Origin of the sequence: Pseudomonas sp. (assembly GCF_030696055.1) — a bacterium.
Classification (GTDB): domain Bacteria; phylum Pseudomonadota; class Gammaproteobacteria; order Pseudomonadales; family Pseudomonadaceae; genus Aquipseudomonas.
The window spans coordinates 1-25,982 of record NZ_JAUYNP010000016.1 but is presented as its reverse complement, the minus strand read 5'-3'; the positions used below and the strand labels follow the sequence as shown (position 1 = coordinate 25,982).

The 25,982-nt window shown below is 64.7% G+C and carries 24 protein-coding genes; 10 read left to right on the top strand and 14 right to left on the bottom strand.

The window, feature by feature from the left end:
* Positions 1-13: 13 nt before the first annotated feature.
* From Q8Q83_RS01065 to Q8Q83_RS01055, 3 genes are read left to right on the top strand one after another with little or no spacing between them, the layout of a single operon-like run.
* Positions 14-1,198, top strand: a complete 1,185-nt coding sequence (locus Q8Q83_RS01065) for an amino acid ABC transporter permease (protein WP_305620366.1) — start codon at positions 14-16, stop codon at positions 1,196-1,198.
* Between the two features lie 9 nt (positions 1,199-1,207).
* Positions 1,208-2,305, top strand: a complete 1,098-nt coding sequence (locus tag Q8Q83_RS01060) for an amino acid ABC transporter permease (protein WP_305620365.1) — start codon at positions 1,208-1,210, stop codon at positions 2,303-2,305.
* Positions 2,306-2,315: 10 nt separating this feature from the next.
* Positions 2,316-3,080: an amino acid ABC transporter ATP-binding protein gene (locus Q8Q83_RS01055; protein ID WP_305620364.1), complete on the top strand. Its 765-nt coding sequence runs from the start codon at positions 2,316-2,318 to the stop codon at positions 3,078-3,080.
* A 216-nt stretch (positions 3,081-3,296) separates the two neighbouring features.
* Here the strand turns inward: Q8Q83_RS01055 and Q8Q83_RS01050 are convergent, their stop codons facing one another.
* The gene (locus Q8Q83_RS01050; protein WP_305620362.1) at positions 3,297-4,268 is read right to left on the bottom strand and encodes a GlxA family transcriptional regulator; all 972 of its coding nucleotides are present in this window, start codon (positions 4,266-4,268) and stop codon (positions 3,297-3,299) included.
* 118 nt (positions 4,269-4,386) lie between these two features.
* Here Q8Q83_RS01050 and Q8Q83_RS01045 point away from each other — a divergent pair, with 118 nt between their 5' ends.
* The 3 genes from Q8Q83_RS01045 to Q8Q83_RS01035 all read left to right on the top strand — a co-directional run bounded on the left by Q8Q83_RS01045 (position 4,387) and on the right by Q8Q83_RS01035 (position 6,247).
* On the top strand, positions 4,387-4,857 hold the full coding sequence (locus tag Q8Q83_RS01045; protein ID WP_305620360.1) for a nuclear transport factor 2 family protein: 471 nt from the start codon (positions 4,387-4,389) through the stop codon (positions 4,855-4,857).
* A 64-nt stretch (positions 4,858-4,921) separates the two neighbouring features.
* Complete coding sequence (locus Q8Q83_RS01040) at positions 4,922-5,245, top strand: GIY-YIG nuclease family protein (protein ID WP_305620359.1); 324 nt, start codon at positions 4,922-4,924, stop codon at positions 5,243-5,245.
* A 66-nt stretch (positions 5,246-5,311) separates the two neighbouring features.
* Positions 5,312-6,247 (top strand): glutathione S-transferase family protein, encoded by a 936-nt coding sequence (locus tag Q8Q83_RS01035; RefSeq protein WP_305620357.1) that lies wholly within the window; start codon positions 5,312-5,314, stop codon positions 6,245-6,247.
* A 15-nt stretch (positions 6,248-6,262) separates the two neighbouring features.
* On the opposite strand, the gene Q8Q83_RS01030 is transcribed toward Q8Q83_RS01035, so the two are convergent.
* From Q8Q83_RS01030 to yjeH, 6 genes are all read right to left on the bottom strand, one after another.
* A complete protein-coding gene (locus Q8Q83_RS01030) occupies positions 6,263-7,171 on the bottom strand; it encodes a DUF4344 domain-containing metallopeptidase (RefSeq protein ID WP_305620355.1) in 909 nt (302 codons plus the stop codon).
* Positions 7,172-7,262: 91 nt separating this feature from the next.
* The gene (locus tag Q8Q83_RS01025) at positions 7,263-7,580 is read right to left on the bottom strand and encodes a glutaredoxin family protein (RefSeq protein WP_305620353.1); all 318 of its coding nucleotides are present in this window, start codon (positions 7,578-7,580) and stop codon (positions 7,263-7,265) included.
* Positions 7,577-8,407 carry a hypothetical protein gene (locus Q8Q83_RS01020; protein ID WP_305620352.1) on the bottom strand — a complete coding sequence of 277 codons (831 nt, stop codon included), beginning with the start codon at positions 8,405-8,407 and terminating at the stop codon, positions 7,577-7,579. The genes Q8Q83_RS01025 and Q8Q83_RS01020 overlap by 4 nt, the downstream gene beginning before the upstream one ends.
* Before the next feature lie 147 nt (positions 8,408-8,554).
* Entirely contained in the window at positions 8,555-9,562 is a 1,008-nt protein-coding gene (gene yejK, locus Q8Q83_RS01015; protein ID WP_305620351.1) for a nucleoid-associated protein YejK, read from the bottom strand.
* Positions 9,563-9,598: 36 nt separating this feature from the next.
* The gene (locus tag Q8Q83_RS01010; RefSeq protein WP_305620349.1) at positions 9,599-10,933 is read right to left on the bottom strand and encodes a TAXI family TRAP transporter solute-binding subunit; all 1,335 of its coding nucleotides are present in this window, start codon (positions 10,931-10,933) and stop codon (positions 9,599-9,601) included.
* Between the two features lie 74 nt (positions 10,934-11,007).
* A complete protein-coding gene (gene yjeH / locus Q8Q83_RS01005) occupies positions 11,008-12,276 on the bottom strand; it encodes an L-methionine/branched-chain amino acid transporter (protein WP_305620348.1) in 1,269 nt (422 codons plus the stop codon).
* A 129-nt stretch (positions 12,277-12,405) separates the two neighbouring features.
* Between yjeH and Q8Q83_RS01000 the strand changes: the two genes are divergently transcribed.
* From Q8Q83_RS01000 to sbcC, 3 genes are read left to right on the top strand one after another with little or no spacing between them, the layout of a single operon-like run.
* Complete coding sequence (locus Q8Q83_RS01000) at positions 12,406-12,825, top strand: Lrp/AsnC family transcriptional regulator (RefSeq protein ID WP_305620346.1); 420 nt, start codon at positions 12,406-12,408, stop codon at positions 12,823-12,825.
* 8 nt (positions 12,826-12,833) lie between these two features.
* Positions 12,834-14,054, top strand: a complete 1,221-nt coding sequence (gene sbcD, locus Q8Q83_RS00995; protein ID WP_305620377.1) for an exonuclease subunit SbcD — start codon at positions 12,834-12,836, stop codon at positions 14,052-14,054.
* On the top strand, positions 14,051-17,470 hold the full coding sequence (sbcC, locus tag Q8Q83_RS00990; protein ID WP_305620344.1) for an exonuclease subunit SbcC: 3,420 nt from the start codon (positions 14,051-14,053) through the stop codon (positions 17,468-17,470). Before sbcD ends, sbcC begins: the two co-directional genes overlap by 4 nt.
* A 52-nt stretch (positions 17,471-17,522) precedes the next feature.
* On the opposite strand, the gene Q8Q83_RS00985 is transcribed toward sbcC, so the two are convergent.
* Complete coding sequence (locus tag Q8Q83_RS00985) at positions 17,523-18,671, bottom strand: ABC transporter substrate-binding protein (protein ID WP_305620342.1); 1,149 nt, start codon at positions 18,669-18,671, stop codon at positions 17,523-17,525.
* A gap of 471 nt (positions 18,672-19,142) precedes the next feature.
* On the opposite strand from Q8Q83_RS00985, the gene Q8Q83_RS00980 reads away from it, so the two are divergent.
* Complete coding sequence (locus Q8Q83_RS00980; protein WP_305620339.1) at positions 19,143-20,381, top strand: SLC13 family permease; 1,239 nt, start codon at positions 19,143-19,145, stop codon at positions 20,379-20,381.
* A 201-nt stretch (positions 20,382-20,582) separates the two neighbouring features.
* On the opposite strand, the gene Q8Q83_RS00975 is transcribed toward Q8Q83_RS00980, so the two are convergent.
* The 6 genes from Q8Q83_RS00975 to Q8Q83_RS00950 form a co-directional block, all read right to left on the bottom strand.
* A complete protein-coding gene (locus Q8Q83_RS00975) occupies positions 20,583-21,395 on the bottom strand; it encodes a hypothetical protein (protein WP_305620338.1) in 813 nt (270 codons plus the stop codon).
* 252 nt (positions 21,396-21,647) lie between these two features.
* Entirely contained in the window at positions 21,648-22,634 is a 987-nt protein-coding gene (rlmF, locus tag Q8Q83_RS00970) for a 23S rRNA (adenine(1618)-N(6))-methyltransferase RlmF (RefSeq protein WP_305620336.1), read from the bottom strand.
* Positions 22,635-22,691: 57 nt separating this feature from the next.
* Positions 22,692-23,252, bottom strand: coding sequence for a VTT domain-containing protein (locus Q8Q83_RS00965; protein WP_305620334.1), 561 nt, complete (start codon positions 23,250-23,252; stop codon positions 22,692-22,694).
* A 14-nt stretch (positions 23,253-23,266) separates the two neighbouring features.
* On the bottom strand, positions 23,267-23,563 hold the full coding sequence (locus tag Q8Q83_RS00960) for a winged helix-turn-helix domain-containing protein (RefSeq protein ID WP_305620332.1): 297 nt from the start codon (positions 23,561-23,563) through the stop codon (positions 23,267-23,269).
* A gap of 25 nt (positions 23,564-23,588) precedes the next feature.
* Positions 23,589-24,959: a sodium:proton antiporter NhaD gene (nhaD, locus tag Q8Q83_RS00955; protein ID WP_305620330.1), complete on the bottom strand. Its 1,371-nt coding sequence runs from the start codon at positions 24,957-24,959 to the stop codon at positions 23,589-23,591.
* 136 nt (positions 24,960-25,095) lie between these two features.
* Positions 25,096-25,982, bottom strand: an 887-nt coding sequence (locus Q8Q83_RS00950; RefSeq protein ID WP_305620328.1) for a class I tRNA ligase family protein, incomplete at its 5' end; no start/stop codon positions are given.

Sequence of the window (25,982 nt, the reverse complement as noted above, 5' to 3'; positions counted from 1 at the left end):
CAAGAGGGCTTCTATGCAAACTAGTGCAAATGTCCCGCGCCCGGCTGGATCGGTTTGGACCGACCCCAAGGTGCGTGCGTGGCTATTCCAGATTCTTGCCGTTATCGCCATCGTGGCGCTCGGCTGGTTCCTGTTCGACAACACCCAGACCAACCTGGCGAAACGCGGGATCACCTCCGGCTTTGCCTTTCTCAATAACAGTGCCGGTTTCGGCATCGCCCAGCACCTGATCGACTACAACGAAAGCCACACCTACGGGCGGGTATTCTTCGTCGGTCTGCTCAATACCCTGCTGGTGTCGGTGATCGGCATAGTGCTGGCGACCATGCTGGGCTTTATTCTCGGTGTGGCGCGGCTGTCGCCGAACTGGCTGGTCAGCAAGCTGGCCACCATCTATATCGAAACCTTCCGCAATATCCCGCCGCTGCTGCAGATCTTCTTCTGGTACTTCGCGGTGATGCTTTCGCTGCCCGGACCGCGCGCCAGCATGGGGGTTGCCGAGACCTTCTTCCTCAACAGCCGCGGCTTGTATATGCCGGCGCCCAGCCCTACTGATAGTTTCGCCACCTTCTTCGGCGCTATCGTGGTGGCGATCATTGGCGTGGTGCTGCTGGCGCGTTGGTCGAAGGCGCGTTTCGAGGCCACCGGCAAGTTCTTCCCGATATCCCTGGGGGCCGTGCCGCTGCTGCTGATCCTGCCCGGCCTGGCCGTGCTGCTGACCGGCAACCCGCTGCAATGGAGCATGCCTGAGCTGACCGGGTTCAACTTCAAGGGCGGTTGGGTGCTGATCCCCGAGTTGATGGCCCTGACCCTGGCGCTGACCATCTACACCGCGGCCTTTATCGCCGAAAACGTGCGTTCCGGGATCATGGCGGTCAGCCATGGGCAGACCGAGGCGGCGCGCTCCCTGGGGCTGCCGGCCGGCAAGACCCTGCGTCTGGTGATCATTCCCCAGGCGCTGCGGGTGATCATTCCGCCGCTGACCAGTCAGTACCTCAACCTGGCGAAGAACTCCTCGTTGGCGGCCGGTATCGGCTATCCCGATATGGTCTCGCTGTTTGCCGGTACGGTGCTGAATCAGACCGGCCAGGCGATCGAGGTGATTGCCATCACCATGAGCGTGTACCTGGCGATCAGCATCAGCATTTCCATGCTGATGAACTGGTACAACAAGCGCATTGCGCTGATCGAGCGGTAAGGAGCAGCCATGCAAATCCATACGTTCAAACCCGATATGCCGCCTCCGCTGCTAAGCGTCGGCGTGCTCGGTTGGCTGCGCGCCAACCTGTTCTCCAGCTGGTTCAACAGCCTGCTGACCCTGTTCGCCGCCTACCTGGTGTGGTTGATCATTCCGCCGCTGATCCAGTGGGCCTTGCTCGATGCCGACTGGGTCGGCACGACCCGCGAGGACTGCACCAGCGGTGGGGCCTGCTGGGTGTTTGTGCAGCAGCGCATCGGTCAATTCATGTACGGCTTCTACCCGACCGAGCTGCGCTGGCGGGTGAACACCAGCCTGTGGTTGGCCGTCATCGGCGCCGCGCCCTTGTTTATCCCGCAGATGCCGCGCAAGGCACTCTATGGCCTGAGCTTCCTAGTGGTCTATCCGCTGCTGGCCTACTGGTTGCTGCACGGTGGCTTCTTCGGGCTGGCGGCCGTGCCCACCAGCCAGTGGGGCGGCTTGATGCTGACCCTGGTGATCGCTGCAGTGGGCATTGCCGGGGCCTTGCCGTTGGGCATCCTGCTGGCGCTCGGACGGCGTTCGAACATGCCGGCGATCCGGGTGATCTGCGTGACCTTTATCGAGTTCTGGCGCGGGGTGCCGTTGATCACCGTGCTGTTTATGTCCTCGGTGATGTTGCCGCTGTTCCTCCCGGAAGGCCTGAGCTTCGACAAGCTGATGCGCGCGCTGATCGGGGTGATCCTGTTCCAGTCGGCCTATATCGCCGAAGTGGTGCGTGGCGGCCTGCAAGCCATTCCCAAGGGCCAGTACGAGGCCGCCGCGGCCATGGGCCTGGGCTACTGGCGGATGATGGGCCTGGTGATTCTGCCGCAAGCCCTGAAGCTGGTGATTCCCGGCATAGTCAACACCTTTATCGCGCTGTTCAAGGACACCAGCCTGGTGATCATCATCGGCCTGTTCGACCTGCTCAACAGCATCAAGCAAGCCACCAGCGATCCGGTTTGGCTGGGCATGGCCACCGAAGGCTACGTGTTCGCCGCGCTGATTTTCTGGATTTTCTGTTTTGGTATGTCCCGCTACTCCCAACATCTGGAGCGTAAGCTGGACACTGGCCACAAGCGTTAGGAGCTACCCCATGAGTGAAGCAATCAAACAGCCTGCGCCTGCTGACGGCATGATCCAGATGCAGGGCGTGCACAAGTGGTACGGGCAGTTCCATGTGCTCAAAGACATCAACCTGAACGTGCAGGCCGGCGAGCGTATCGTGCTGTGCGGGCCGTCCGGCTCGGGCAAGTCGACCACCATCCGCTGCCTCAATCGTCTGGAAGAACACCAGCAGGGCCGCATCATAGTCGACGGCACCGAACTGACCCACGACCTCAAGCACATTGAAACCGTGCGCCGGGAAGTGGGCATGGTGTTCCAGCACTTCAACCTGTTCCCGCACCTGACCGTGCTGCAGAACTGCACCCTGGCGCCTATGTGGGTGCGCAAGCTGCCCAAGCGCAAGGCCGAGGAAATTGCCATGCACTTTCTCGAGCGCGTGCGCATTCCCGAACAGGCTCTCAAGTACCCCGGCCAGCTCTCCGGCGGCCAGCAGCAGCGCGTGGCAATTGCCCGCGCGCTGTGCATGAAGCCGAAGATCATGCTGTTCGACGAGCCGACCTCGGCCCTCGACCCGGAAATGGTCAAGGAAGTGCTGGATACCATGGTCAGCCTGGCCGAAGACGGCATGACCATGCTCTGCGTGACCCACGAAATGGGCTTTGCCCGCACCGTGGCGAACCGGGTGATCTTTATGGACAAGGGTGAAATAGTCGAAGAGGCCGAGCCCAACACCTTCTTCACCAACCCGCAGAACGAGCGCACCAAGCTGTTCCTCAGTCAGATTATTCACTGAGTCATAGCTGTTACGAACCAGGGAGCCTTAGGGCTCCCTTTTTCGTGGCGCTTTATTTTCGTAGGGTGGGGCGCACTGTTACCTGACTCGGAAGTGCACCTGGTTCGTGATGCGCCGTAACCCACCGCTGCATCGAGCGATGAAGGCGTTGTGGTGGGTTACGCGGCGCTCGACAATTGGGTCGGAGGCAGGCATCGCGGCTTGGCGCCGCCCACCCTACGGCTGGCCGGTGGTGTCTGTAGGCTGGCGCAGACGGCGGCGAAACGCCCCCGGGGTTTCCCCGCACAGCTGCTTGAACAGCTTGGCGAAGGTGGCGCGATCGGCATAACCAACCTGTGCGGCAATCTGTTCCAGTGAGCAGCTCGGATTGCTCAGGGCGCGTTGCGCCGTGCCGATGCGCAGCCGTTGCAGGTAGTCGTTGGGCGTCAGCCCGGTGCTGGCCTTGAAGCGCCGCAGCAGGGTGCGCGATGAGCAGTTGGCCTGGGCGGCCAGGCGATTGAGGTCGATGACTTCGCCGTGGTGGTTGTGCATCCACTGCAGCAGGGGCGCGACCTGGCTGTCGTGGCTGGCCAGCGGTGGCAGCAGCGGCGCATAACGCGACTGGCGGCCGCGCTGGGCGTCAAACACCAGGGCGTTGGCCACCTGCTGCGCCAGCCACTCGCCGGCGTGCTGGCCGATCAGGTACAGGCACAGGTCCAGGCCGGCATGGGCTCCGCCGGAGCTGAGCAGATTGCCGTCCTGGCAGAGCAGCTGCTCGATCTGCAGCTCGACCCGGGGGAAGCGCTGGCGGAACTGGCTGGCCAGGGCCCAGTGGGTGGTGGCGCGGCGACCGTCGAGCAGGCCGGCGGCGGCCAGCAGAAAGGCGCTGCTGCACAGGCTTGCGAGCTGTTGCCCGGGCGGACGCTGGGCCAGCCAGGGCAGCAAGGCGGCATTGGCACCTAGGGTGCTGTCGATGGCGCTGCCGGTGGCTGGCAGCAGCACCAGGTCCGCAACCTCGGCGGCGCGCAGGTCGCCGTCGACCTGGATCTGCGCAAAGCCCAGATCCACCGCCGCCCCGTTCAGGCTGAAGCGCTGTAGCTCGAACAGCGGCCGCTCGGCCAGGCGATTGGCCAGGGCGAAGGCATCCATGGCCATGCTCAGGCTGGAACAGACGGTTTGCGGGCAGATATAGAGGGCGATCCTCAGCATGGACGGTTGGCTCGGTCGAAGACTTGGCGATTATTGACATAAAGTTGTCTTTTACGCCAATCGCGCCCTGGGCTTTTTAGCGCAATACTCCTGACAGTCCTAACCTGGAGTCTTGCCCATGAGTCACGCCAACGCCGAACTGATCGAGCGCTTCTACCAAGCCTTCCAGCAACTGGATGGCGAGACCATGGCCGGTTGTTATGCCGAGGATGTGCGCTTCAGCGACCCGGTGTTTACCGACCTGCGCGGTCGCGCTGCCGGCGATATGTGGCGCATGCTCTGTGCGCGGGCCAAGGACTTTTCCCTGACCTTCGATGGCGTCGAGGCGGACGAGCGCCAGGGTCGCGCCCGTTGGGTCGCGACTTACCTGTTCAGCCAGACCGGCAATACCGTGGTCAACCAGATCGAGGCCCACTTCGTGTTTCGCGACGGCAAGATAGTCGAGCACCACGACCGTTTCGATCTGTGGCGCTGGGCCGGCCAGGCCCTGGGCATCAAGGGCCTGCTGCTGGGCTGGGCGCCACCGGTGCAGAAGGCCATTCGCCAGCAGGCGGCCAAGGGTTTGGCGGCCTTTCAGCAGGGCCGTTGAGGCCTTTGTCGGGGCTTCTCTGCTAAGCTCGGCGGCCTTGTTTCCATGCCTGCCGGTCTGCGCAATGCCCGATTCGACTACCCTGGTTGAGGTTGAACAACTGCCCAAAGCCTGGTTTGTCTATCTGGTGCGGGCGGTCAATGGCGCGCTGTATTGCGGTATCAGCGACGATCCGCTCAAGCGCTTTGCCAAGCATCAGAGCGGCAAGGGCGCGCGGTTTTTTCACTCCAGTCCGGCGCAGGCCCTGGTGTATACCGAGGCCTGCGCCAGCAAGGGTGACGCGCTGCGCCGCGAGCGGGCGATCAAGGCCCTGGGCAAGGCGGCCAAGGAAGCCCTGGTGGCGACCGCGAGCCTTATCCTTGGGGTTGATGACGCAGCATCAGGCTAACCGGGTAGGCCGCTACGGCCGGCGCGGTTAATCTGCTGCTTTACTTTATTAGTTGCGGAGCCTGTCATGCACGAGTTGATCCTGCACCACTACCCGACCTCGCCCTTCGCCGAAAAGGCGCGCTTGATGCTCGGCTTCAAGCAACTGTCCTGGCGTTCGGTGACTATCCCGGCGGTGATGCCCAAGCCGGATCTGACCGCCCTGACCGGCGGCTACCGCAAGACCCCGGTGCTACAGGTGGGGGCCGACATCTATTGCGACACGGCCTTGATCGCTCGCCGCCTGGAAGCGGAAAAAAGCATCCCGGCACTGTTTCCCGAAGGCCAGGAATTCAACGTGGCCAGCTTCGCCCAGTGGGCCGACTCACAGATTTTCCTGCATGCGGTCAGCCTGGTGTTCCAGCCGGACTCCATCGCCGCGCGCTTCGGCAAGCTGCCGCCGGAGTTTCTCAAGGCCTTTATCGCCGACCGCTCGAGCCTGTTCTCCGGTGGCCAGGCGGCGCGTATTCCCCTGGAGCAGGCCAAGCACCAGTGGCCGACCCTGATGGCGCGGATGCAGCAGCAACTCGAGCGCGAGCCGGGCGACTTCCTGTTCGGCGAGCCCTCGCTGGCCGACTTCGCCATGGCCCACCCGCTGTGGTTCCTGCGCGGCACGCCGGTGACCGCGCCGCTGATCGATGCCTACCCGGCGGTCGCCGCCTGGCTGGAGCGGGTGCTGGGCTTCGGCCATGGCGCGTACAGCGAAATGAGCGGGGAAGAGGCCGTCGCCATTGCCCGCGATGCCACCCCGGCGGCCTTGCCGGAGGAGGCCCTGATCGACCCCAATGGCTTTGCGCCGGGCCAGCGGGTGGCGATCGCGGCCGTCGATTATGGGGTCGACGCGGTCGAAGGCGAACTGGTCTTCAGTGGCCATGAACAGCTGATCCTGCGCCGCGAAGATCCCCGAGCCGGCACCCTGCATGTGCACTTCCCGCGTCTGGGCTTTCGTATCGAGGCGCGTTAGGTTCTGCTGCTCAGCCTATCGGCAGGCTTGGCATAGCGCTGGCTGCGGGAGTTGGCGCAGGCGCGGCAGTTGTGCGGCGAGCGTCTGGAAATAGGTCAGGCGCTCGTAGCACAGCACCAGTTCGCCGCCAGTGCGGCTGTACCAGGCATCCGGCGCGCCGCAGCTGCTCAGGCGCAGCACCAGATCGCGGGGCAGGCGGTAGGTCTCGCTGGCGCGGGCGGCGATGGCCTCCACTTCGCCCGAGCGACGGATCTGCTCGAGCAGGCGCTGACTATCCTCCAGACGCAGGCTGGGCGGCTCGTAGATCACTTGGATACGATGGCGGATCGGCTCACCCGCCGCGCGGCCGTGCTGCTGCTCGACCCAGGCCAGCGCCTTGCGCACCTGGGCGTACTCCTGATCGCAATAGAGCGCCCGCTCCACCGGCAGGCCGGTGACCTTGGGCACCCATTCCAGCTGATCCGGATCACTGCCGTAGATCAGGCACGCCAGGTTGTAGAAGCGCTGGGCGTCGAGACCGTGGCTGGCCCAGGCATACACCTCTTCCTCCGCCGGTTTTTCCCGCTGCCATTCCAGGCGCCAGTAATCGGCGATATCCAGCAATTTGGCATAGAAGTCGGCGTCGCGCTGGCGCCCGTAGGACAGGAACAGGCTGATAAAACCGAGCTGATCGGCGGCGTCCTCCTCGCGGCCGAGCACCGGCAGATCCAGTTCGGCGATCAGCAGATGCCCCAGCTCGTGCACCAGGGTGAACTCGGCATTGGCCGCCACGAAGCGCCCGCTGTCGCTGCGCAGCGCTTGCGCCGGCGGCTGCTCCGAGGCCATGGCCGCCGCGCCGGCCAGCAGGGCCAGGCACAGCGCCGCCCGTGCGCAGCAGGGGCGGGCGCTGGGCAGTGGGCATGACGGCTTGCAGGGCGGCGGCATGGCCTATTCCTGGCGGCAGGCGGTGGTACCTTGCCTTTGACTCTAGTTCAGTCGCCAGCGCCCGGGTTCCGCGTGGGCGCCGGCCAGCGACTTAGTAAGCGGCGCGTATGGCCTGGGGGGCGTAACCGTGAATGACAGTGCCCTTCACATCCAGCACGGGCACGCCCTGGCCACCCAGGGCCTTGTAGGCGGCCTCGCCGACGGGGTCGTGTTCGATATCGACCTCACGGTAAGCCACCCGGTCTGCCGCCAGCAGCTCGCGGGTCTTGGCGCAGTAGCCGCACCACTGGGTGGCGTATAGCACCACCTCGCCGGGGCGGCTGGCCTGCACCGGTTGCAGCCAGAGTTGCAGCCTGTCCCAGTGCTGGTAGAGCGCCAGGGCGGTCAGCAGCAGAATGATTTTCTTCATGGGCGCTCCTTGGCCTGATCCAACTCGTCCAGACTAAAGGGCGGCGGGCTATCCGGCCAGTCCAGCTGCAGGCGTTCCAGTTCGCGGGCCAACAGGCTGGCCACCAGCCAGTCGCGCAGCCAGCGATGATCCGCCGGGATCACATACCAGGGCGCATCCTCGCTGTGGCTGGCGCTCAGTTGTTCGGCCCAGCGCTGTTGGCGCAGGTCGTATTCGCGGTAGGCCTGCAGGTCGCTGGCGTGCAGCTTCCAGCGCTTTTCCGGGTTTTCCAGGCGCTCGCGCAGACGCAGTTCTTGTTCTCCACGGGAGATCTGCAGAAAGCATTTCAGCGGCCGTGTGTGCTGGGCGAGCAGCTGCGCCTCGAAGGCTTGAATAGCCTGGCGGCGTGCGGGTAACTCAGCAGCGCTGCACAGGCCATCCAGCGGGTCGCTGACCAGCCCTTCGTAATAGCTGCGGTTGAATACCCCGAGCAGGCCGAGGTCCGGCAGACGGCGCTGGTAACGCCAGAGAAAATCATGCCGCCGCTCGCAGGCATCGGGCTGCTGAAAGCCATGGAGGCGCACGCCCTGGGGATCGAAAGCGCTGATCAGCTGGCGGATCACCCCGTCCTTGCCCGAGCAATCGGGGCCTTGCAGGATCAGCAGCAGGGCGTCTCGACGCGTGGCCCAGAGCATTCGCTGCTGGCGGTTGAGCCAGGGCCGCAGCTCGGCCAGGGCCAGCTGCGCGGCGTGCTTGTGCAGGCCCAAGTCGCGGGCTGGGTCCTGGCCGAACGGCGCCGCGGGATCGCAGCGGCAGGCGTCCAGCAGGCTATCGGGCAGGTGTGTCATGGGTGTAGCAGGCCGTTGAAAAATGTAGGCGAGGCAGTCGAGGCAAGGCAAAAACAGGCGAAAAAGCGGAGTTTACTGGTGTAAATGAGCATTTTGAGCCTGTTTTTAACGCCGTATCGGCAACGTAGGTAGTTTTTCAACGGCCTGTTAGCCCTTGCGGCGTTTGAGCTGATCGGTCAGCTGGGTCGGCAGGTTGCGAATCACCAGGGTGTCGCTGCTTTCGTCGTACTCGATCTTCGAGCCGAGCAGGTGCGCCTCGAAGCTGATCGACAGGCCCTCGGCGCGTCCGGTAAAGCGCTGGAACTGGCTGAGGGTGCGCTTGTCCGCCGGGATTTCCGGCGACAGGCCGTAGTCCTTGTTGCGGATATGATCAAAGAACGCCCGCGGCCGTTCTTCGTCGATCAGCCCGGAGAGTTCCTGCAAGCCCATGGGCTCGCCGAGCTTGGCCTGGCTGCTGGCGTAGTCGACCAGGGTCTTGGTCTTCTCCCGGGCCGCTTCCTCCGGGAGGTCTTCACTTTCCACGAAGTCGCTGAAGGCCTTGAGCAGGGTACGGGTTTCCCCCGGCCCGTCGACCCCTTCCTGGCAGCCGATAAAGTCGCGGAAGTACTCCGAAACCTTCTTGCCGTTCTTGCCCTTGATAAAGGAGATGTACTGCTTGGAGTTGGCGTTGTTGCGCCACTCGGAGATGTTGATCCGCGCCGCCAGGTGCAGCTGACCGAGGTCCAGGTGCTTGGCCGGAGTCACGTCCAGCGCCTCGTTGACCGCCACTCCTTCGCTGTGGTGCAGCAGGGCGATTGCCAGGTAGTCGGTCATGCCTTGCTGGTAGTGGGCGAACAGCACATGGCCGCCGGTGGACAGGTTGGATTCCTCCATCAGCTTCTGCAGCTGCTCCACGGCCTGGCGGCTGAAGGCGGCGAAATCCTGGCCGTTCTCCAGGTAGTTCTTCAACCAGCCGCTGAACGGATAAGCCCCGGATTCGGCGTGGAAGAAACCCCAGGCCTTGCCCTGCTTGGCGTTATAGCTCTCGTTGAGGTCGGCCAGCATATTCTCGATGGCCTGGGACGCGCCCAGCTCGGTATCCCGGGCATGCAGCACGGCGGGCGTGCCATCGGGCTTCTTGTCGATCAGGTGGACGATGCAGTGGCGGATCGGCATGGCGGCCTCGTGGTGCGTAAACGGAAAGCGCGCATGTTACCCGACCAGCTGCCCGGCAGTCGTGCGTCGCTTGTAGGCCGTCAGTCGCTCGATCATATAGCGCAGGTGCATATGCAGCTCGTACAGCTCGCTGGAGTAGGACAGCGGCACCTCGACCCGCGCCAGTTCGTCTTCCAGGCGCTCCAGACGGGCGATTTCGGCGTCCAGGTCGCCCGGCAGCTTGCCCTTGTACAGCAGTTGGTCGATCTCGCGCAGGTGCTTGTACCAGCGGTAGATACGCGCGCGGATGCGCCACTGGTAGATCGGGCCGATGGCCTTGAACAACGGGAACAGCAGCACCAGCAGCGGGATGGCGAGGATGATATAGCGGTCGGCCAGGGAGGCGATGCGAAACGGCAGGTAGCGCTGCAGGATTGGCAGACCCTTGGCGTAGTAGTAATCGGCCTCGGCCAGGGTGTTCAGCGACAGTGGCGGCTTGGCCGGGTAGCTGCCGGCGGGGTCGAGCAGGCTGCCGTTCTTCAGCACGGTCTTCGCCGCCTCGAGGATCAGCGGGGTCAGCGAGGGGTGGAATGCCTCGCCGGCCACCAGGGTGGCGACCGGGCCGAGGGTGACGATGTCGCGGTTTGGAGTGTTCTGCGCCATGTCGAGCATGCCTTCACCCACTTCCAGGCGGCTGAGATAAGGCAGGCGCGCCAGGTAGGCTTCGGTGCGGCGCAGGCTGACCAGGCGCAGCTTGGATTCTGCGGCCAGTCGCTGGATCAGCGGGTTTTCCGCCGGGCCGACGAAGAAGGCGGCGTCCAGATCGCCTGCGATCAGCGCATCGGCGGCGCGGCTGCCGCCCAGTTGCTGCCAGCGCTTGGGGTATTGCGCCGGTTCGATGCGATTGGCGGCGAACAGCGCGGCGGTCACCGCCTGGGTGCCGCTGTCTTCCCCGCCTATGGCCAGGCGCAGCTTGGTCAGATCGGCCAGGCGCTGGAACTTGACCTTCCTGCCGGTGAACAGCCACAGCGGCTCGCGGTACATCACGCCGAGGCCGGTCAGCTTGGCGCGGGCCTCGTCCGCCAGGGTCAGTTCCTGGCCGCTCTGCACCAGGGCCAGCTCCACCTCGCCCTTGCCTAGCCTGCCCAGGTTGTCCTCGGAGCCGGCGCTTTCTACCAGTTCCAGGGTGAAGCCCTGCAATTTCAGCTCGGCTTGCAGGCGCTCGGCGAAGGCGTGGTAGCCACCGCCCACGGCGCCGGTGGCCAGGCGCGCATGCATGGGCGGCGGCGGGGCGACGAAGTAGAACAGCGCGCCGACCAGGCCGGCCAGCACCGGCACTATCCACAGGTTGGCCAACAGCATGATTTTCAGGTCACGGAGAATGCGGCGCATGGTCAGTCCTTGTCATTAGCTTGGCTGAGGATAGCCGCAATGACCGGCCAAGCTAAATGCCCTGCGTGTTCGGATCAGCTGCGCACGCTAGCCAGGCGGATGTTCCTGTGCTCGCGCCAGCGATCGAGTAGCGCGAGCAACGCCAGCAGGCCCAGGGCATACCAGGCGTCCGCGCCGAGCATCAGCAGCACCAGCACGCACAGCAGGGCGCTAAAGCCGGCCAGCCAGCGCCAGATGCCGCGCAGCAGCACCCAACCGGCGGCCATGCTGAGCAGGTAGATGACCACGAAGTTGCCGTTGGCGTAGCGGATCAGGTCGTCCACCGTCAGGTCGAGCAGGCCGGCCAGGCTGACGCACAGTGCGCAGCTCAGCACCACCAGCAGCAGGGCGCGGGCCGGTACGCCGTGCCTGTTGCGCTGGGCCAGGCCGGCCGGCAGTTTGCCCTCGTCGGCCAGGCTCCAGATCAGCCGGGCGAAGCCCTGCATATAGACGTTCATCGAGGCGAAGCAGGCCAGGTAGCCGACTATGGCCGCCAGCCAGCGCGCCTTCTCGCCCAGCAGCAGGTCGAGCAGGCGCGGCAGGGAGGCCGCATCGGTCTGCACATCGCCGTAGGCCTGGAAACTCAGCACCGCCACCGAGCAGGCCCAGTACACCAGGCCGGCCAGCAGCACGCCGAACAGCAGGGCCAGGGGGAAGTCGCGCTCGGGGTTTTTGAACTCCTCGCCCATATGGGTAAAGGCCTCGATGCCGACAAAACACCAGAACATCACCCCCAGCGCCGCTGGCAGCAGTTGCCAGGAACCCTGGATCGGCGGCAGCAGCGGCTGGCTGCTGACAGGCAAGTCGCCGACCCACCAGATCAGCGCAATGGTGCCGATAATCGCCACGGCGATGGCACCCTGCACCAGGCCGGAAGCCTTGGCCGGGCGCTGGCCGAGCCACAGCATGGCGGCCAGGGTGGCGAACTGGATCAGCAGCGCCGCGCCTTTGTCGATGGGCAGCACGGCCTGCCAGAAACCGCTGGCGATATTTAGCGCCGCCGGCAGCCCCACCGGCAGCACGGCGAGAAACAGCAGGGCGCTAAGGCGCTCCATCCGCGCCCCGAAGGCGCGGCCGATCAGGTGCGGCGCGCCGCCGGCGTGGGGGAAGTGGCGGCCCAGCTGGGCAAAGGTAAAGGCCACCGGCAGCACCAGGGCGATCAGCAGCATCCAGGCCCACAGCGAGGCCGCACCAGCGGCCGTGGCGGCCAGCGCCGGCACCACGAAAATCCCGGTGCCGAGCAGCGAGGTGCTTAGCAGGCCAATCCCTTGCAGCAGGCCCAATTCCTGGTTCAGACGACTCATGTTGTATGCTCTGCGGTTTCGTTCGCCATGTTAAATCGCCCACCCGTTGCAGGCTGCTGGCGAAGCGTCGGCTTTGACCGACAAACTGGCGCCATTGCCCGTCAAATTGCCTTTTTCCGAGAGCCCCGAGTGGACAAGTTCGATCAGCAGATACTCGCCCTGTTGCGCGCCGATGCGCGCTTAGCCGTCAGCCAGATTGCCCGCGAGGTCAACCTGTCGCGCTCGGCGGTCAGCGAGCGCATTCGCCAGCTGGAGCACAGCGGCGTTATCAGCGGCTACCACGCTCAGGTGGCGGCGCCGGGCGATGCCGGGATCAAGGCCTATCTGGAGCTGTTCTACCAGGGCGGGCGCTGCGAACACTATGTCGAGCTGATGCGCCTGTACCCCGAGGTGCGGCGCTGCAGCGGCATCAGCGGCGAGACCGACATGCTGGTATCTATCGAAGCGCCGTCCATGCAGCGCTTCAGCGAGATACGCGGGGAGATCGAAAACTTCCCCGGCATGCAGAAGGTAAAGACCCATATGGTGGTCAAGGACTGGCAGTTTTGACTCAGTCCATACGCATTCTGCATAGCTCCGACTGGCATCTGGGCCAGCACTTTATGGGCAAGACCCGCCAGGCCGAGCATCAGGCGTTCTGCGCCTGGCTGGTCGAGCAGGTGCGCGAGCATGCGGTCGATGCCGTGCTGATTGCCGGCGATATCTTCGACACCGGCGCGCCGCCCAGCTACGCCCGCGAGCAGTACAACCGCTTTATCGTCGAGTTGCGTGGCAGCGGCTGCGAGCTGGTGGTGCTCGGCGGTAACCATGATTCTGTGGCCATGCTCGGCGAGAGCAAGACCCTGCTGGCGCAATTGGGTACGCGGGTAATTCCCGGCGTCTGCGAGCAGCTGGATGAACAGCTGCTGGTGCTGCATCGGTGCGACGGCTCGCCCGGTGCGATTCTCTGTGGCATCCCCTTTATCCGCCCGCGCGATGTGCTGCAAAGCCAGGCCGGGCAGAGTGCCCAGGACAAACAGCAGTCGCTGCAACAGGCGATCCAGCAGCACTATCAGGACCTCTACACCCTGGCCGTGGCAAAGCGTGCCGAGCTGGGCGGCGACCTGCCGATTATCGCCACCGGCCATCTGACCACTGTGGGTGCCAGCGCCAGCGATTCGGTGCGCGAGATCTATGTCGGCAGCCTGGAGGCCTTTCCCACCAGCGCCTTTCCGCCGGCGGCCTATATCGCCCTGGGGCATATCCATCGGCCGCAGAAGGTCGGTGGCCTGGAACATATCCGCTACTGCGGCTCGCCGATTGCCCTGAGTTTTGATGAAGCCAAGCAGCAGAAGGAAGTGCTGCTGGTGGAGCTGGATAGCAGCGGTTTGCGCCAGATCAGCGTGCTGCCGGTGCCACGTTTTCAGCCGCTGTTATCGCTGCGTGGCTCGCTAAAAGAGCTGGAAGTGCAGATCAAGCAAGCGGCGGAGCAGGGCAACGCCGAGCAGCCGGTATGGCTGGAGGTGCTGGTCGGCACCGACGATTACCTGAGCGATCTGCAGCTGCGTATCGCCGCCCTGTGCGAGGGCCTGCCGGTGGAGGTGCTGCGTATCCGCCGCGAGCGCGGCACGGCCAGCGCCAGCCTGCAGGGCCAGGCCAGGGAAACCCTGGATGAGCTGAGTGTGGAGCAGGTGTTCGCCCAACGCCTGAGCAGCGAAAGCCTGGAGGATGCCGAACAGGCAAGCCTGCTTGGCTTGTACAGCCGGGTGGTGAGTGAACTGCGCGAGGAGCAGCTGTGAAGATCCTTAGCCTGCGCCTGAAAAACCTCAACTCGCTCAAGGGCGAATGGAAGATCGACTTCCGCGCCGAGCCGTTCAAGGACAACGGCCTGTTCGCCATCACCGGGCCCACCGGTGCCGGCAAGACCACCTTGCTCGACGCCATCTGCCTGGCCCTGTATCACCGCACGCCACGCATGAGTAGCTTGTCGGCTAGCGGCAACGAGCTGATGACCCGGCATACCGCCGACTGCCTGGCCGAGGTGGAATTCGAGGTCAAGGGCGTTGCTTACCGCGCCTTCTGGAGCCAGCGCCGCGCTCGCGACAAGGCCGACGGCGCGCTGCAGGCGCCCAAGGTCGAGCTGGCCGACGCTTCCGGACAGATTGTCACCGACAAGATCAACGAGAAACTACGCGAGACCGAGCGCCTGACTGGCCTGGACTTCGAGCGCTTTACCAAGTCCATGCTGTTGGCCCAGGGCGGTTTCGCCGCCTTTCTCGAGGCCAACGCCAACCAGCGCGCCGAGTTGCTGGAAGAGCTGACCGGCACCGATATCTACGGGCAGATTTCCCAACGGGTGTTCGAGCAGTGCCGCGAGGTCAAGGTCGCCCTCGACCAGCTGCGCGCCAAGGCCTCCGGCGTCGAGCTATTGAGCGAGGCGCAGCGCCTGGAACTGCAGGGCGAGGCCGAGCAGCTGGGCGGCGAAGAGGCTCGCTTGGCTACCGAGCAAGCCGAGCTGCAACGCCAGCGCCAGTGGTGCGAGGACCTGGCCAAGGCCCAGGCCCAGCTGCAAGCCACCAGCCTGACCGAACAGACGGCGCAGCAGGCGCTGCAGGATGCCCAGCCACAGTTGGCGCAACTGGCCGCCAGCGAGCCAGCGGCCAAGCTGCAGCCGCTCTACCGCGACTGGCAGCGTAGCGAACAGCAGTTGCAGCAGAGCCAGGCCGAGGTGCAGCACACCCAGGCGCAGCAGCAAGAGTTGAGCGCGGCGCTGGGGCGGCAGCTGGGGCGTGCGCGGCAGCTCGGTGAGCAGCTGCAGCAGATTCGGCAGAACCGGCTGGACGAGTTGCGGGGGCAACGCGCCGAACTCGAGCAACGCTTGGCGGCCGATCCGCAGCGCGCACACTTGGGCGAGCAATTGCCCAACTGGCGCACGCGTTTCGAGTTGCTGGCGCAGCGGGCTACCGAGTTAAGCCGGGTGCAGGGCGCTGAGCGGCAGCTACAAGGCGAGCTGCAGGCGCTGCAGGAGCAGCTTGCGCAGCAGCAGCGCCTGTGTGGCGAGGCGCACAGCCAGCAGCTGAGCGCGCAGCAGGCCGAAACCGCGCAACAAACGCAGCTGGATGTCTTGCTGGGCGGGCAGAGCGACGGCGCGCTGCGTGAACAGTGGCAACAGCTGCTGGAGCGGGGCCGGCAGCTGGAGCGTCTGCAGCAGCTGGCCGGGCAACGCCAGCAGCTGCAGGAACAACTGGCCCAGGCGCAGCCGCAACTGGCGGCGCAGCAAGCCGAACAGCAGAGCCTGAGCGCACAACGTGATGGCCTGCGGCTGCGTTTCGGCGAGCTCAAGCAGCAGATTAACGACAAGGAAAAACTCCTCGAGCAGGAGCAGCGGATTCAGCAGCTGGAGGCCTACCGCGCGGCCCTGCAGCCGGATCAGGCTTGTCCGCTTTGTGGTTCCACCGAGCATCCGGCGATTGCCGAGTACCAGGCGCTGAATCTCTCGGCGACCCAGCAGAGCCTGCTGGAAAAACGCCAGGAACAGGACGCGGTGCGGGCCGCAGGCGAGGCGCTGAGCAACCGCCTGGCCGCCCTGGCGGCGCAGAGCGAACAACTGCAGCTGCAGTGCCAGCGCAGAGAGCAGGAGCTGCAACAGCTCGGCGAACGTTGGCAGCAGTATTGCCAGACCCTCGAGCCGAGCCTGGATAACGCTGCCGCGCTGCAAGGCGCACTGCAGCAGCAGGGCGAGCGACTGCAGCAGTTGCAGCAGCGCCTTGCCCAGCTGGATCGGCTGCACCAGGCCGTGGCCCAGGCCCGTGAACAGCGGATTACGGCGGATACGGCGCAGGGCGCGGCGGCTAACCGGTTGGACCTGCTGAACCAGGACCAGAGGCATCTGCAACAACAACAGCAGGACACCACGCAGCGTGCCCAGCAGGCGCTGCTGGAGTGGCAGCAGGCGCAGCAGTTATTGGCGGAAAGTCTGGCCACGCTGGGTTATCGACTGCCCGAGGATGCGTCGGTCTGGCTGGCCGCGCGCGAACGGGAGTGGCACGGCTGGCAGCAGGATCAACAGCAATTGCAGAGCCTCGCCGAGCAGCTCGCCGAGCAGCAACGGCAAGTGGCCCATGCGCTGGAGCAGGCGCGGCTATGGCAGCAGCGCTGCGCGGACTACGGCCAAGCGCTAGTGGCGGATGCATCCTCGGCCGTCGATCCCGACACTGCCCTGCAACAGCTGCAGGCCGAGTTCGAGCGGGCGCAGCAACAGCTGGGGCAATTGCAGGGCGTGCTGCTGACCCAGCAGCAACGCTGCCGGACCGAACAAGAACAGGCGCAGCATGCCCAGCAGGCCTGGCTGAACGCCCTGGCCGCCAGCCCCTTTACCGATCAGGCGGCCTTTCTCGCCGCCGTGCTGGATGACCAGCAGCGTCAGCAGCTGGACGAGTTGCAGGCGCGCCTGACTAAAGCCCTGAGCGATGCCCAGGCGCTCAAGGCCGACGCCGCGCAGCAGCTGGCCGCCTTGCAGGCCAGCCCAGCGACTGAACTCAGCCGCGAGCAGTTGGACGAACAGCTGCTCGCCCTCAGCGCCCAGCTGAAAAACCTGAGCCAGCGCCAGGGTGAGATCCGCGCCCAGCTGCAGGGCGATGACGCGCGCAGGCAGGGGCAGCAGAGCCTGTTCGCCGCGATCAGCGCCAAGCAGGGCGAATACGACCTGTGGCAGCAGCTCAACAGCCTGATCGGCTCGGCCGATGGCGCCAAGTACCGCAAGTTCGCCCAGGGCCTGACCCTGGAGCATCTGGTCTACCTGGCCAACCAGCAGCTGCAGCGTTTGCACGGCCGTTACCAGCTGGCGCGCCGTAGCAGCGGCGAGCTGGAGCTGGAGGTGATCGACACCTGGCAGGCTGATGTCGCCCGCGACACCAAGACCCTGTCCGGCGGCGAGAGCTTTCTGGTCAGCCTGGCCCTGGCCTTGGCCCTGTCCGATCTGGTCAGCCACAAGACCAGCATCGACTCGCTGTTTCTCGACGAAGGCTTCGGCACCCTGGACGGCGAAACCCTGGAGGTGGCGCTGGATGCGCTGGACAGCCTGAATGCCAGCGGCAAGATGATCGGGGTGATCAGCCATGTGGAAGCGCTCAAGGAACGCATCCCGGTGCAACTCAAGGTGCACAAGGGCGTGGGCATGGGCTATAGCGGCCTGGATAGGCGCTTTGCCGTTTAACAGGCCGTTGAAAAACTACCTACGTTGCCGATACGGCGTTAAAAACGGCCTGTTAGTACATCTTGTCGACCGGTATGGCCTTGCCGCCCTGGATGCGGGTGAGGAAGACCGCATCCGAGCCCTGGTGGTCGGTGGGCGAGAACGCCACCTTGAAACCGCCGAGGTCGCTGTGCAGGGCTTCCAGGGCGCTGGTCAGCTTCACCCGCGTGGGCTGGGCGCCGGCCTGGCGCAGCGCCTGGACGAAAATCATCGCGCCGAGATAACCCTCCAGCGAGGTGTAGCCAATATCGGCGGGCCTGATGTCGTGCAGGTAGCGGTCGACCACGGCCACCGAGGCGTCGTGGGGCGCCGGCACCACCTGGGTGATATAGACCCCATCGCCGTCGGGCCCGGCGGCGGTAATAAAGTTATCGGTGCCGATAAAGGACACGGTAAGGAAGCGCGCCGCCATGCCCGAGGCCTTCGCCTGTTTGATCGCGGCGGCCAGTTGCCGGTAGGTGCCGACAAATACTATGGCGTCGGGTTGATGCAGCTGCAGGCTGTGCACCGCGTCCGCCACCTCCAGCGAATTGCGCTGGATGCGCGCCTCGGCCTGGATCTGCATGCCGCGTTTGTGCAAGGCCCCGGCGAGGCCGCCCTTGACCGATTCGCCGAAGGAGTCGTCCTGCATCAGCAGGGCAATCTTGCTGACGCCGAGATCCTCGGTCATGCGTTCGACCAGCTCTTCGGTTTCATCGAAGTAGGAGGCGCGGATATTGAACACCCAGGGCTTGGCCGGGGTGCGCAGGAAGTCGGCGCCGGTAAAGGGGAACAGGTAAGGCACCTGCGCGGCCATGGCTATCGGCATGGCCGCGCGGGAGGTGGGCGTGCCCACATAGCCGAGCAGGGCGAACACCTGGTCGGTGTGGATCAGCGCCTCGGTCTGCGCCGCCGTGCGCGCCGGTTCGTAGCCATCGTCTCTGCTGATCAGGCGGATCTGGCGGCCATGCACCCCGCCGGCGGCATTGACCCGGGCGAAATAGGCCTTGGCCCCGGCCAGCATGCCAAAGCCCAGGCCGGCGGCCGGGCCGCTCTGCGCGTTGACCATGCCGACGCGGACTTCACTGGGGCTCACGCCATCCTCGGCCCTGGCTGGAGCCTCGGCCAACAGCAGGCAGCTGATGGCAGCAAGAAGGCAGTGGAGCAGCCGACGGGTCGTCATGCAGGCATTCCTTACAGGCGATATAGGGACTGGCGCTGGAGCGCGCGAGCGGCACCGTCCCTGCTTATTATTTGCGCACCTGTATTGATATATAGGCTGTTCTTGGCTGCATCCGCAATTCGCCTGGTCGAATAAGCGACTGGCTGTTATTCGGCGGCCTTGGTTAGGGCTTAACAGGTCGCTGAAAAACTACCTAGGTTGCCCTAATGCCGTCCAGTTACGGGACTGTCTCGGGTCGTTTGTCGCATGCAAGGTGCCCAGAGCGTAGCCCGGATGCAATCCGGGGAAATCTACCGCCTGCAAGTCCACTCTCGGATTGCATCCGGGCTACAAAAATCGCCGATCAGCTGCCTTAAGTGAACGGCATTGCCGTTAGCGGGCTGTCTTTTTATTGCGGCGGGTTCCCCGCCAGCCTGGCGCCCATTAGAGTGCTGCAGCTCATTCGAGGGGCAGGGCAATGGGGATGGCAGTATGAATCTGTGGGTGGTTTTGGCTTTGTTCGTCTTGACCTATCTGGGCATGGCCGCCGGCGGCATTCGCGGCCTGCGCGTCGATCGCAGCTGGATCGCCGGCTGCGCTGCGGTGCTGCTGTTGGTCACGGGGGCGCAGTCGCCAGGCGAGGCGGCCGGCCAGCTGGATGCCGGGGCGCTGTTGCTGCTGTTGGCGCTGATGCTGATTTCCGCGCAGTTCGACTTTTCCGGCGTGTATGCCTGGCTCAACGAGCGGCTCAGCCACCATGCCCAGCGCCCGGCGCTGCTGCTGTTGGGCGTGGTGCTGCTCGGTGGCCTGCTGTCGGCGCTGTTGGTCAACGACATAGTGGCCTTCGCCCTGACCCCGCTGCTGTGCCACAGCCTGCTGGCCCGCGGCCTCGATCCGCGGCCCTTTCTGCTGGCCCTGGCGCTGTCGTGCAATGCCGGTTCCTCGGCCAGCCTGATCGGCAACCCGCAGAACATCCTGATCGGCCAGGCCGGCGGCCTGGATTTCTGGGCATTCAGCGCTATCGCCGGGCCGCCGGCCTTGGCCGCTCTGGCCATTACCTATGGGGTTATCTGGCTGCAATGGCGTAAGCGTTGGGGCGTGGCCAAGCCGCTGGTGGTGGAGGAAACCCCGGTCGAGCGCATCTACGGCGTGCACAGCTACCTCAAGCCGCTGCTGGCCAGCCTGGTACTGCTTGGGCTGTTTGCCACCAGCATGCCGCGGGAAATTTCCGCCCTGCTGATCGCCGCGCTGGTGATGATCTCGCGCCGGGTCGACAGCCGCGACTATGTGCACAAGGTCGACTGGAACCTGTTGCTGCTATTCGCCGGGCTGTTCGTGGTCACAGGTGCGGCCCTGGGCCTGCCCGAGGTGGCCGCAGTGGCGGCGCGTCTGCAGGAGTACGGGCTATTGCCTCAGGGCGTGATCACCCTGGCTAGCGCCTCGCTGCTGGCCGGCAATCTGATCGGCAATGTGCCCTTCGTCATCCTGCTGCTGGGTGTGCTGCCGGATGCGTCCGAGTCCATGCTGGTGGGCCTGGCGATCCTGTCGACCCTGGCCGGCAACCTGCTGCTGATCGGCAGCGTGGTCAACCTGATAGTCGCCGAAAGCGCGCGGCGGCTGGGCGTATTGCTGAGTTTCGTCGACTTCGCCCGTAGCGGCTTCCCGGTCACCCTGCTAAGCATGTGCCTGGCCGGGCTGTGGCTGGGCTTGGGCGGCTGGTTGCCCTGGTAGCGGTGTTGCGTCGCTGTGGTGGACAAGGCTGCGCCATGTCCACCCTACGGATTTATGCAGCGACGCTATGGCGCGGGTGTAGGGCGGAGATGCCGAAGGCTTGTCCGCCGTTTGCGCTGTTTCCAACAATGATTAGAGGGCCACTCACCCTGCTGGATTTTGGTAAAAACGCCTAGCTACGAGTCGATCGTGCCGCGGTGGTTATTTCTTCTTGCGGTTGCCTTGGCGAGATTTCGCTTGCTGCTTGCGCTTGGTTTTCTTCGCCTTGTCGGCTGTGGCTTTAAGGGGCTTGGGCTCCGACTCCCTGAACGTGGGGAAGCTATAGCCGTAGGTCTCCAGGAAATAATCGGGCTTGGGGGTCAGGCGCCGCTCCAGCAGACCCAGCTCGATCTGCACATCCTCCCAGTCGCCCGCATGGATCAGCTCGACCGCTCTGGCGGCGAAGGCTTGCTCCATCAGCGGTGCGGCTTCGACTGCCGCGAGGGTGATCAGCTCTCCGATCAACAGGGCATTGAAGCTAACGTCCTGCTCGGCAAAGCGGGTCAGCTCGCCGCTGAGAGTGGCGCTGCAGCGCTCCCGGCTTTCGGGAAAGGCCTGGGCGATCGCCGTCAGGGAAGCCGCGGCGGTGGAACGCGCCCATATCTCGTTGCTGTCGTCCTTGAGATAGGCAGTGAGGGCCGGGATCGCGGCTGATCCAATCTGCCCCAGGATCGCCGGTAACTCCTCCATTACCCAGTCGTCCATCTCGGCGTGGCGGAACTCGCCGATCAGGCAGTCGATGGCGGCCTCTGCCCGCAGTTCACCCAGCGCGCGCCAGGCATGCACGCTAGCATAGGCTTCGAGGTCGTCGGCCTGATCGCCATAGAGGGTGCCAGACTGGGTCAGGCGACAGAGTTCCGGCACATCGGCTTCGCTCAGACCGAGTTCCCGGTAAGAAATCTCATCCAGTCCATCGAGCGGGTCGCCCAGCGCCAGGAGTTGGGCAACCGGTGGGCGGAAGTCGCTAAAGGGCATGGGCATCTCCTGCGTGTGAAAGCCGAAAAGGGGCGCATGGTAGCGCGGCTGGCGGTTCGCTGGCCATGGAGCAGAAAACCGAATGCCTTGAGGAGTGCTCAGAGGTGAGCGCCGTCACGAGCGCAACACCGCAGACCCGTAGCCCGGATGCAATCCGGGGAGCATTAGCAGGCCGTAAGACCCGTTCCCGGATTGCATCCGGGCTAATTTTGGATCGGCGCCCCCGCAATATGGCTTATCCCGGGCGATATTTTATTTCCAGCGGCTCTGCCGCCAGTCCTGTTGTTGTTGCGAGGAGAGGAAGGTCCAGGCGACAAAGCGGCTCTGCTTTTGTCCCTGGGCCATTTCCACGGTTTTCACCTGCAATGCGCCGGCCTTTTTCAGCGCGCTGTAGACGCCGGGCAGGTTGCTGGCCTTGGAGATCAGGCTGCTGAACCACAGCACCTGTTGCCCATATTGCGCGCTCTCCTTGATCAGACGACTGACAAAGGCCGCTTCGCCGCCCTGGCACCAGAGTTCGGCCGCCTGGCCGCCGAAGTTCAGCACCGGCAGTTTGCGCTTGGGGTCGAGCTTGCCGAGGTTGCGCCATTTGCGCTTGCTGCCGCTGCTGGCTTCATCGGCCGAGGCATGGAAGGGCGGGTTGCACAGGGTCAGGTCGAAGCGCTCATCGGCAGTTAGCAAGCCCTGGAAGATATGCGCGGGGTTGCTTTGCTGGCGTAGCTCGATGGCATCGCTCAGGCCCGGGTTGGACTGCACTATGGCCTTGGCCGAGGCGATGGCGCTGGCGGCTATATCCGAGCCGAGAAACTGCCAGGCGTATTCGCGGTTGCCCAATAGCGGGTAGATGCAGTTGGCGCCCACGCCTATATCCAGGGCCCGCACCTTGGCGCCCCGGGGGAGCTCGCCGGCATTGCCGGCGGCCAGCAGGTCGGCCAGGTAATGCAGGTAGTCGGCGCGTCCGGGAATCGGCGGGCACAGGTAATCCGCCGGGATATCCCAATGCGCGATGCCGTAGAACTGCTTGAGCAGCGCCCGGTTGAACACCTTGACCGCCGCCGGGTTGGCGAAGTCGATGCTCTCCTTGCCGTAGGGGTTGATGATGACAAAGGCCGCCAGCTCCGGGCTGGCGTTGATCAGCGCGGGGAAGTCGTAGCGACCCTGATGAAGGTTACGCGGGTGCAGCTGGCCCTTGGCGGCATCGGGCTTGGCGGGGGCGGGGCGTGACGGTGGACGAGACATGGCGATCCGTTGGGGCGGCAAAGGGCCGGGGCATTATTCACAGGGAGAGGCTGCTGGCTAGCCGATATTCAGCCACATCGCCAGATAATCGAAGAATAGGCAGTACAGCGCGATTGGCAGCGGCAGGCCCAGCAGGGTGCCGGCCAGGTAATGGCGAAAGCGCACGCCGGACAGGGCCAGGGCATAGTTCAGCGCCGGCACCGTCTGGAACAGCATGCGCAGGGCGATGATGCTGGCCAATGGATGCCGGTCCAGACCGGCCAGCAGGCGCTTGGCCAGGCGGTTATCCAGCTCGCGCAGGGCGTCGCCGCCCAGATAGCGGATGGTGAAATAGGTAAAGACGCAGGAGACGCTGGCCGCCAGGTAGGTGGCGATGCCGCCATAGACCCGACCCAGGGCCAGCACCGCGGCGGCGAGGAAGATCCAGCCGGGAATCTGGATCAGGTTGCCCAGGGCGAACAGCAGGATAAACAGCAGCAGGCCGCTGACCGGGTGCAGCAGGATCAAGGCTTGCAAGCTGTCCAGGTTGAACTGGGCGCGCAGGCCCAGGGCCTCGAACAGGGCGAACAGGCCGAGCAGAAACAGCATGACCAGTAACAGGCGACGGGAGCTGCGCATGACGGTCTCGTGGGTTAGGGGTAGCCGAGCAGGGTTTTGATCTCCACCAGATGGCTGGCGATCCACTGCGGGTTGATTGGGCCCCAGTCACGAATGACATAGTGCCCGGCGTTATTGCGCTCACCGGCTTGTTGCTCGAATACGCAGTCGATATCCAGTTCAGCCAATGCGGCGAGGGTGTCCTGGGCGGTGCGTCGCGGCATGCCGGTGGCGGCCAGCAGCGCCGGTACGCTGCAGGCAGCGCCGCTGTCGATCAGCCAGGCCACATAGAGGCGGCGGTAAAAGCTGGTTCTGGTTTTGCTCACTTCCATATCGCGTTCCTTGGGTGAGTGGCCGTCAGCTCAGGGCGATAGCGATATAGGTCGCCGCGCCGGCCAGATAGCCGATCAGGGCCAGCCAGCTGATTTTCTTCAGGTACCAGATAAAGTCGATGCGTTCCATGCCCATGGCCGCCACGCCGGCCGCCGAGCCGATGATCAGGCAGCTGCCGCCGGTACCGGCGCAGTAGGCCAGCAGCTCCCAGAAGGGACCGTCGACCACGAAGCTGCCCAGCCAGTGGGCTTCGCTATTGGCGGCGGCCAGGGTTTCGGCGCTGACCAGCGGGTACATCTTCATCGCCCCGGCCACCAACGGCACGTTATCGACCACCGAAGACAGCAAGCCGATGGCGAGATTGATGGCGTAGATGTTGCCCAGGCTGTCCTTCAGTGCGCCTGCGACCTGGGTCAGGTGGCCGGCGGTGGCCAGGCTGGACACGGCCAGCAGGATGCCGAGGAAGAACAGCACGCTGGTGGTGTCGATCTTGCGCAGCACGCCGGCCACCGACAGCGGGTGGCGGTCCTCATCCTTCTTGCCGCGGTGCAGCCATTCGGTGACTACCCAGAGCACGCCGAGGCCCAGCAGTATGCCCATATAGGGCGGCAGGTGGGTGAGGGTCTTGAACACCGGGACGAACAGCAGCGCGCCAATGCCGAGGACGAACACCAGGTTGCGTTCGAACGGGGTGGTCGGGTCGCGGTGCGCTTCGTCGGGTTCGCTGGCTGCCGGGCGCTGGAACTCACCTTTCATGCTCAGGCTGAGCACGCTCAGCGGTACCAACAGGCATACCAGGCTGGGGAGGAACAGCTGGCCGACTATGCCGCTGGCGCTGATCTGGTTGCCGATCCACAGCATGGTGGTGGTCACGTCGCCGATCGGCGACCAGGCGCCACCGGCGTTGGCGGCGATGACCACTATGCCGGCGTAGAACCAGCGCTCGTGGCGGTCGTCGATCAGTTTGCGCAGCAGCGAGACCATGACGATGGTGGTGGTCAGGTTATCCAGCACGGCGGAGAGGAAGAAGGTGATAAAGCCGATCAGCCACAGCAGCGGCACGCGTTTGCGGGTGCGGATGCGTTCGGTGATGACCTTGAAGCCGTCATGGGCGTCGATCAGCTCGACTATGGTCATGGCGCCCATCAGGAAGAACAGGATCTCGGAGATTTCCCCCAAATGATGGCGCAACTCGCCGACCACCAACTCGCTGTTGCTGCCAGCATGGGCGCCGGCCTCCAGCAGCGGCAGGATGCTCTCGGCGCCGAGCACCAGCACTGTCCAGCAGAACACCGCGGTGAGGATGGCCGAGGCGGCTTTGTCGATCTTCAGCGGGTGCTCGAACGCGATGCAGAGGTAGCCGACGACGAAGAGCAGGGCCATTAGCACATACATGGGAGTGGTTCCGTTGCAGTCAGGGTGTGGGCAGTGGCCGAGAATGCCTGATCGGTCTGCCTGTCGGAAGGGGCGATGGCCTGGTGGCTGCCGCTAAGAAAAAAAGCCCGCCATCTTGCGAGGGCGGGCTCTGTTTTTACAGCTCGGCGATCTTCTGGCGCTGCTCGACCAGCTTGCTCAGGGCCTGCTCGGCCTCGGCCAGCTTGGCGCGCTCCTTGTCCAGTACCTCGGCCGGGGCCTTGGCGACGAAGCCTTCATTGCTCAGCTTGCCGCCGACGCGCTGCACTTCACCGCTGAGGCGCTGGATTTCCTTGTCCAGGCGCGCCAGTTCGGCGTCCTTGTCGATCAAACCGGCCATAGGCACCAGCACTTGCATGTCGCCGACCAGGGCGGTGGCGGACATCGGCGCTTGTTCGCCGGCCCCCAGTACCCGCACCGACTCCAGCTTGGCCAGCTTGTTCAGCAGCGGCGCGTTGTCGTCCAGGCGGCGCAGGTCGGAAGCTGAGGCGTTTTGCAGGATGATGTCGATGCGCTTGGCCATGGAGATCTTCATCTCACCACGGATCTGCCGCAGGCCGAGCATCAGCTGCTTGACCCATTCGATATCGCCTTCGGCGGCGGCATCGATGCGGCTCTCATTGGCCACCGGCCAGGGCTGCAGCATGATGGTGTCGCCGCGCTCTCCACCTTGAAGGCAGCCGGCCTGGGCCTTGATGCGTTGCCAGATCTCTTCGGTGATAAAGGGCATAAAGGGGTGGGCCAGACGCAGCGCCACTTCCAGCACGCGGATCAGGGTGCGACGGGTGCCGCGCTGACGCTCGACCGGCGCGCTCTCGTCCCACAGCACCGGCTTGACCAGCTCCAGGTACCAGGCGCAGTACTCGTCCCAGATAAACTCGTAGAGCGCTTGCGCGGCCAGGTCGAAACGGAAGGCATCCAGCTGGCGGGTGACTTCGGCTTCGGTGCGTTGCAGCGCCGAGATGATCCAGCGGTCCACCGAGGACAGCTCCACCGGCTCACCGT

Bases quoted from the DNA above. Each gene is read 5' to 3' on its own strand.
- Q8Q83_RS01065 (WP_305620366.1), top strand. From the start codon at position 14: ATGCAAACTAGTGCAAATGTCCCGCGCCCGGCTGGATCGGTTTGGACC.
- Q8Q83_RS01045 (WP_305620360.1), top strand. From the start codon at position 4,387: ATGAGTCACGCCAACGCCGAACTGATCGAGCGCTTCTACCAAGCCTTC.
- yejK (WP_305620351.1), bottom strand. From the start codon at position 9,562: ATGCCGATCCGCCACTGCATCGTCCACCTGATCGACAAGAAGCCCGAT.
- Q8Q83_RS01020 (WP_305620352.1), bottom strand. From the start codon at position 8,407: ATGACACACCTGCCCGATAGCCTGCTGGACGCCTGCCGCTGCGATCCC.
- Q8Q83_RS00985 (WP_305620342.1), bottom strand. From the start codon at position 18,671: ATGACGACCCGTCGGCTGCTCCACTGCCTTCTTGCTGCCATCAGCTGC.
- nhaD (WP_305620330.1), bottom strand. From the start codon at position 24,959: ATGTATGTGCTAATGGCCCTGCTCTTCGTCGTCGGCTACCTCTGCATC.
- Q8Q83_RS00975 (WP_305620338.1), bottom strand. From the start codon at position 21,395: ATGCCCTTTAGCGACTTCCGCCCACCGGTTGCCCAACTCCTGGCGCTG.
- Q8Q83_RS01050 (WP_305620362.1), bottom strand. From the start codon at position 4,268: ATGCTGAGGATCGCCCTCTATATCTGCCCGCAAACCGTCTGTTCCAGC.
- Q8Q83_RS01035 (WP_305620357.1), top strand. From the start codon at position 5,312: ATGCACGAGTTGATCCTGCACCACTACCCGACCTCGCCCTTCGCCGAA.
- Q8Q83_RS01010 (WP_305620349.1), bottom strand. From the start codon at position 10,933: ATGCGCCGCATTCTCCGTGACCTGAAAATCATGCTGTTGGCCAACCTG.
- Q8Q83_RS01040 (WP_305620359.1), top strand. From the start codon at position 4,922: ATGCCCGATTCGACTACCCTGGTTGAGGTTGAACAACTGCCCAAAGCC.
- yjeH (WP_305620348.1), bottom strand. From the start codon at position 12,276: ATGAGTCGTCTGAACCAGGAATTGGGCCTGCTGCAAGGGATTGGCCTG.
- Q8Q83_RS01025 (WP_305620353.1), bottom strand. From the start codon at position 7,580: ATGAAGAAAATCATTCTGCTGCTGACCGCCCTGGCGCTCTACCAGCAC.
- Q8Q83_RS00965 (WP_305620334.1), bottom strand. From the start codon at position 23,252: ATGCGCAGCTCCCGTCGCCTGTTACTGGTCATGCTGTTTCTGCTCGGC.
- rlmF (WP_305620336.1), bottom strand. From the start codon at position 22,634: ATGTCTCGTCCACCGTCACGCCCCGCCCCCGCCAAGCCCGATGCCGCC.
- Q8Q83_RS01055 (WP_305620364.1), top strand. From the start codon at position 2,316: ATGAGTGAAGCAATCAAACAGCCTGCGCCTGCTGACGGCATGATCCAG.
- Q8Q83_RS01060 (WP_305620365.1), top strand. From the start codon at position 1,208: ATGCAAATCCATACGTTCAAACCCGATATGCCGCCTCCGCTGCTAAGC.
- Q8Q83_RS00960 (WP_305620332.1), bottom strand. From the start codon at position 23,563: ATGGAAGTGAGCAAAACCAGAACCAGCTTTTACCGCCGCCTCTATGTG.
- Q8Q83_RS01030 (WP_305620355.1), bottom strand. From the start codon at position 7,171: ATGCCGCCGCCCTGCAAGCCGTCATGCCCACTGCCCAGCGCCCGCCCC.
- Q8Q83_RS00980 (WP_305620339.1), top strand. From the start codon at position 19,143: ATGAATCTGTGGGTGGTTTTGGCTTTGTTCGTCTTGACCTATCTGGGC.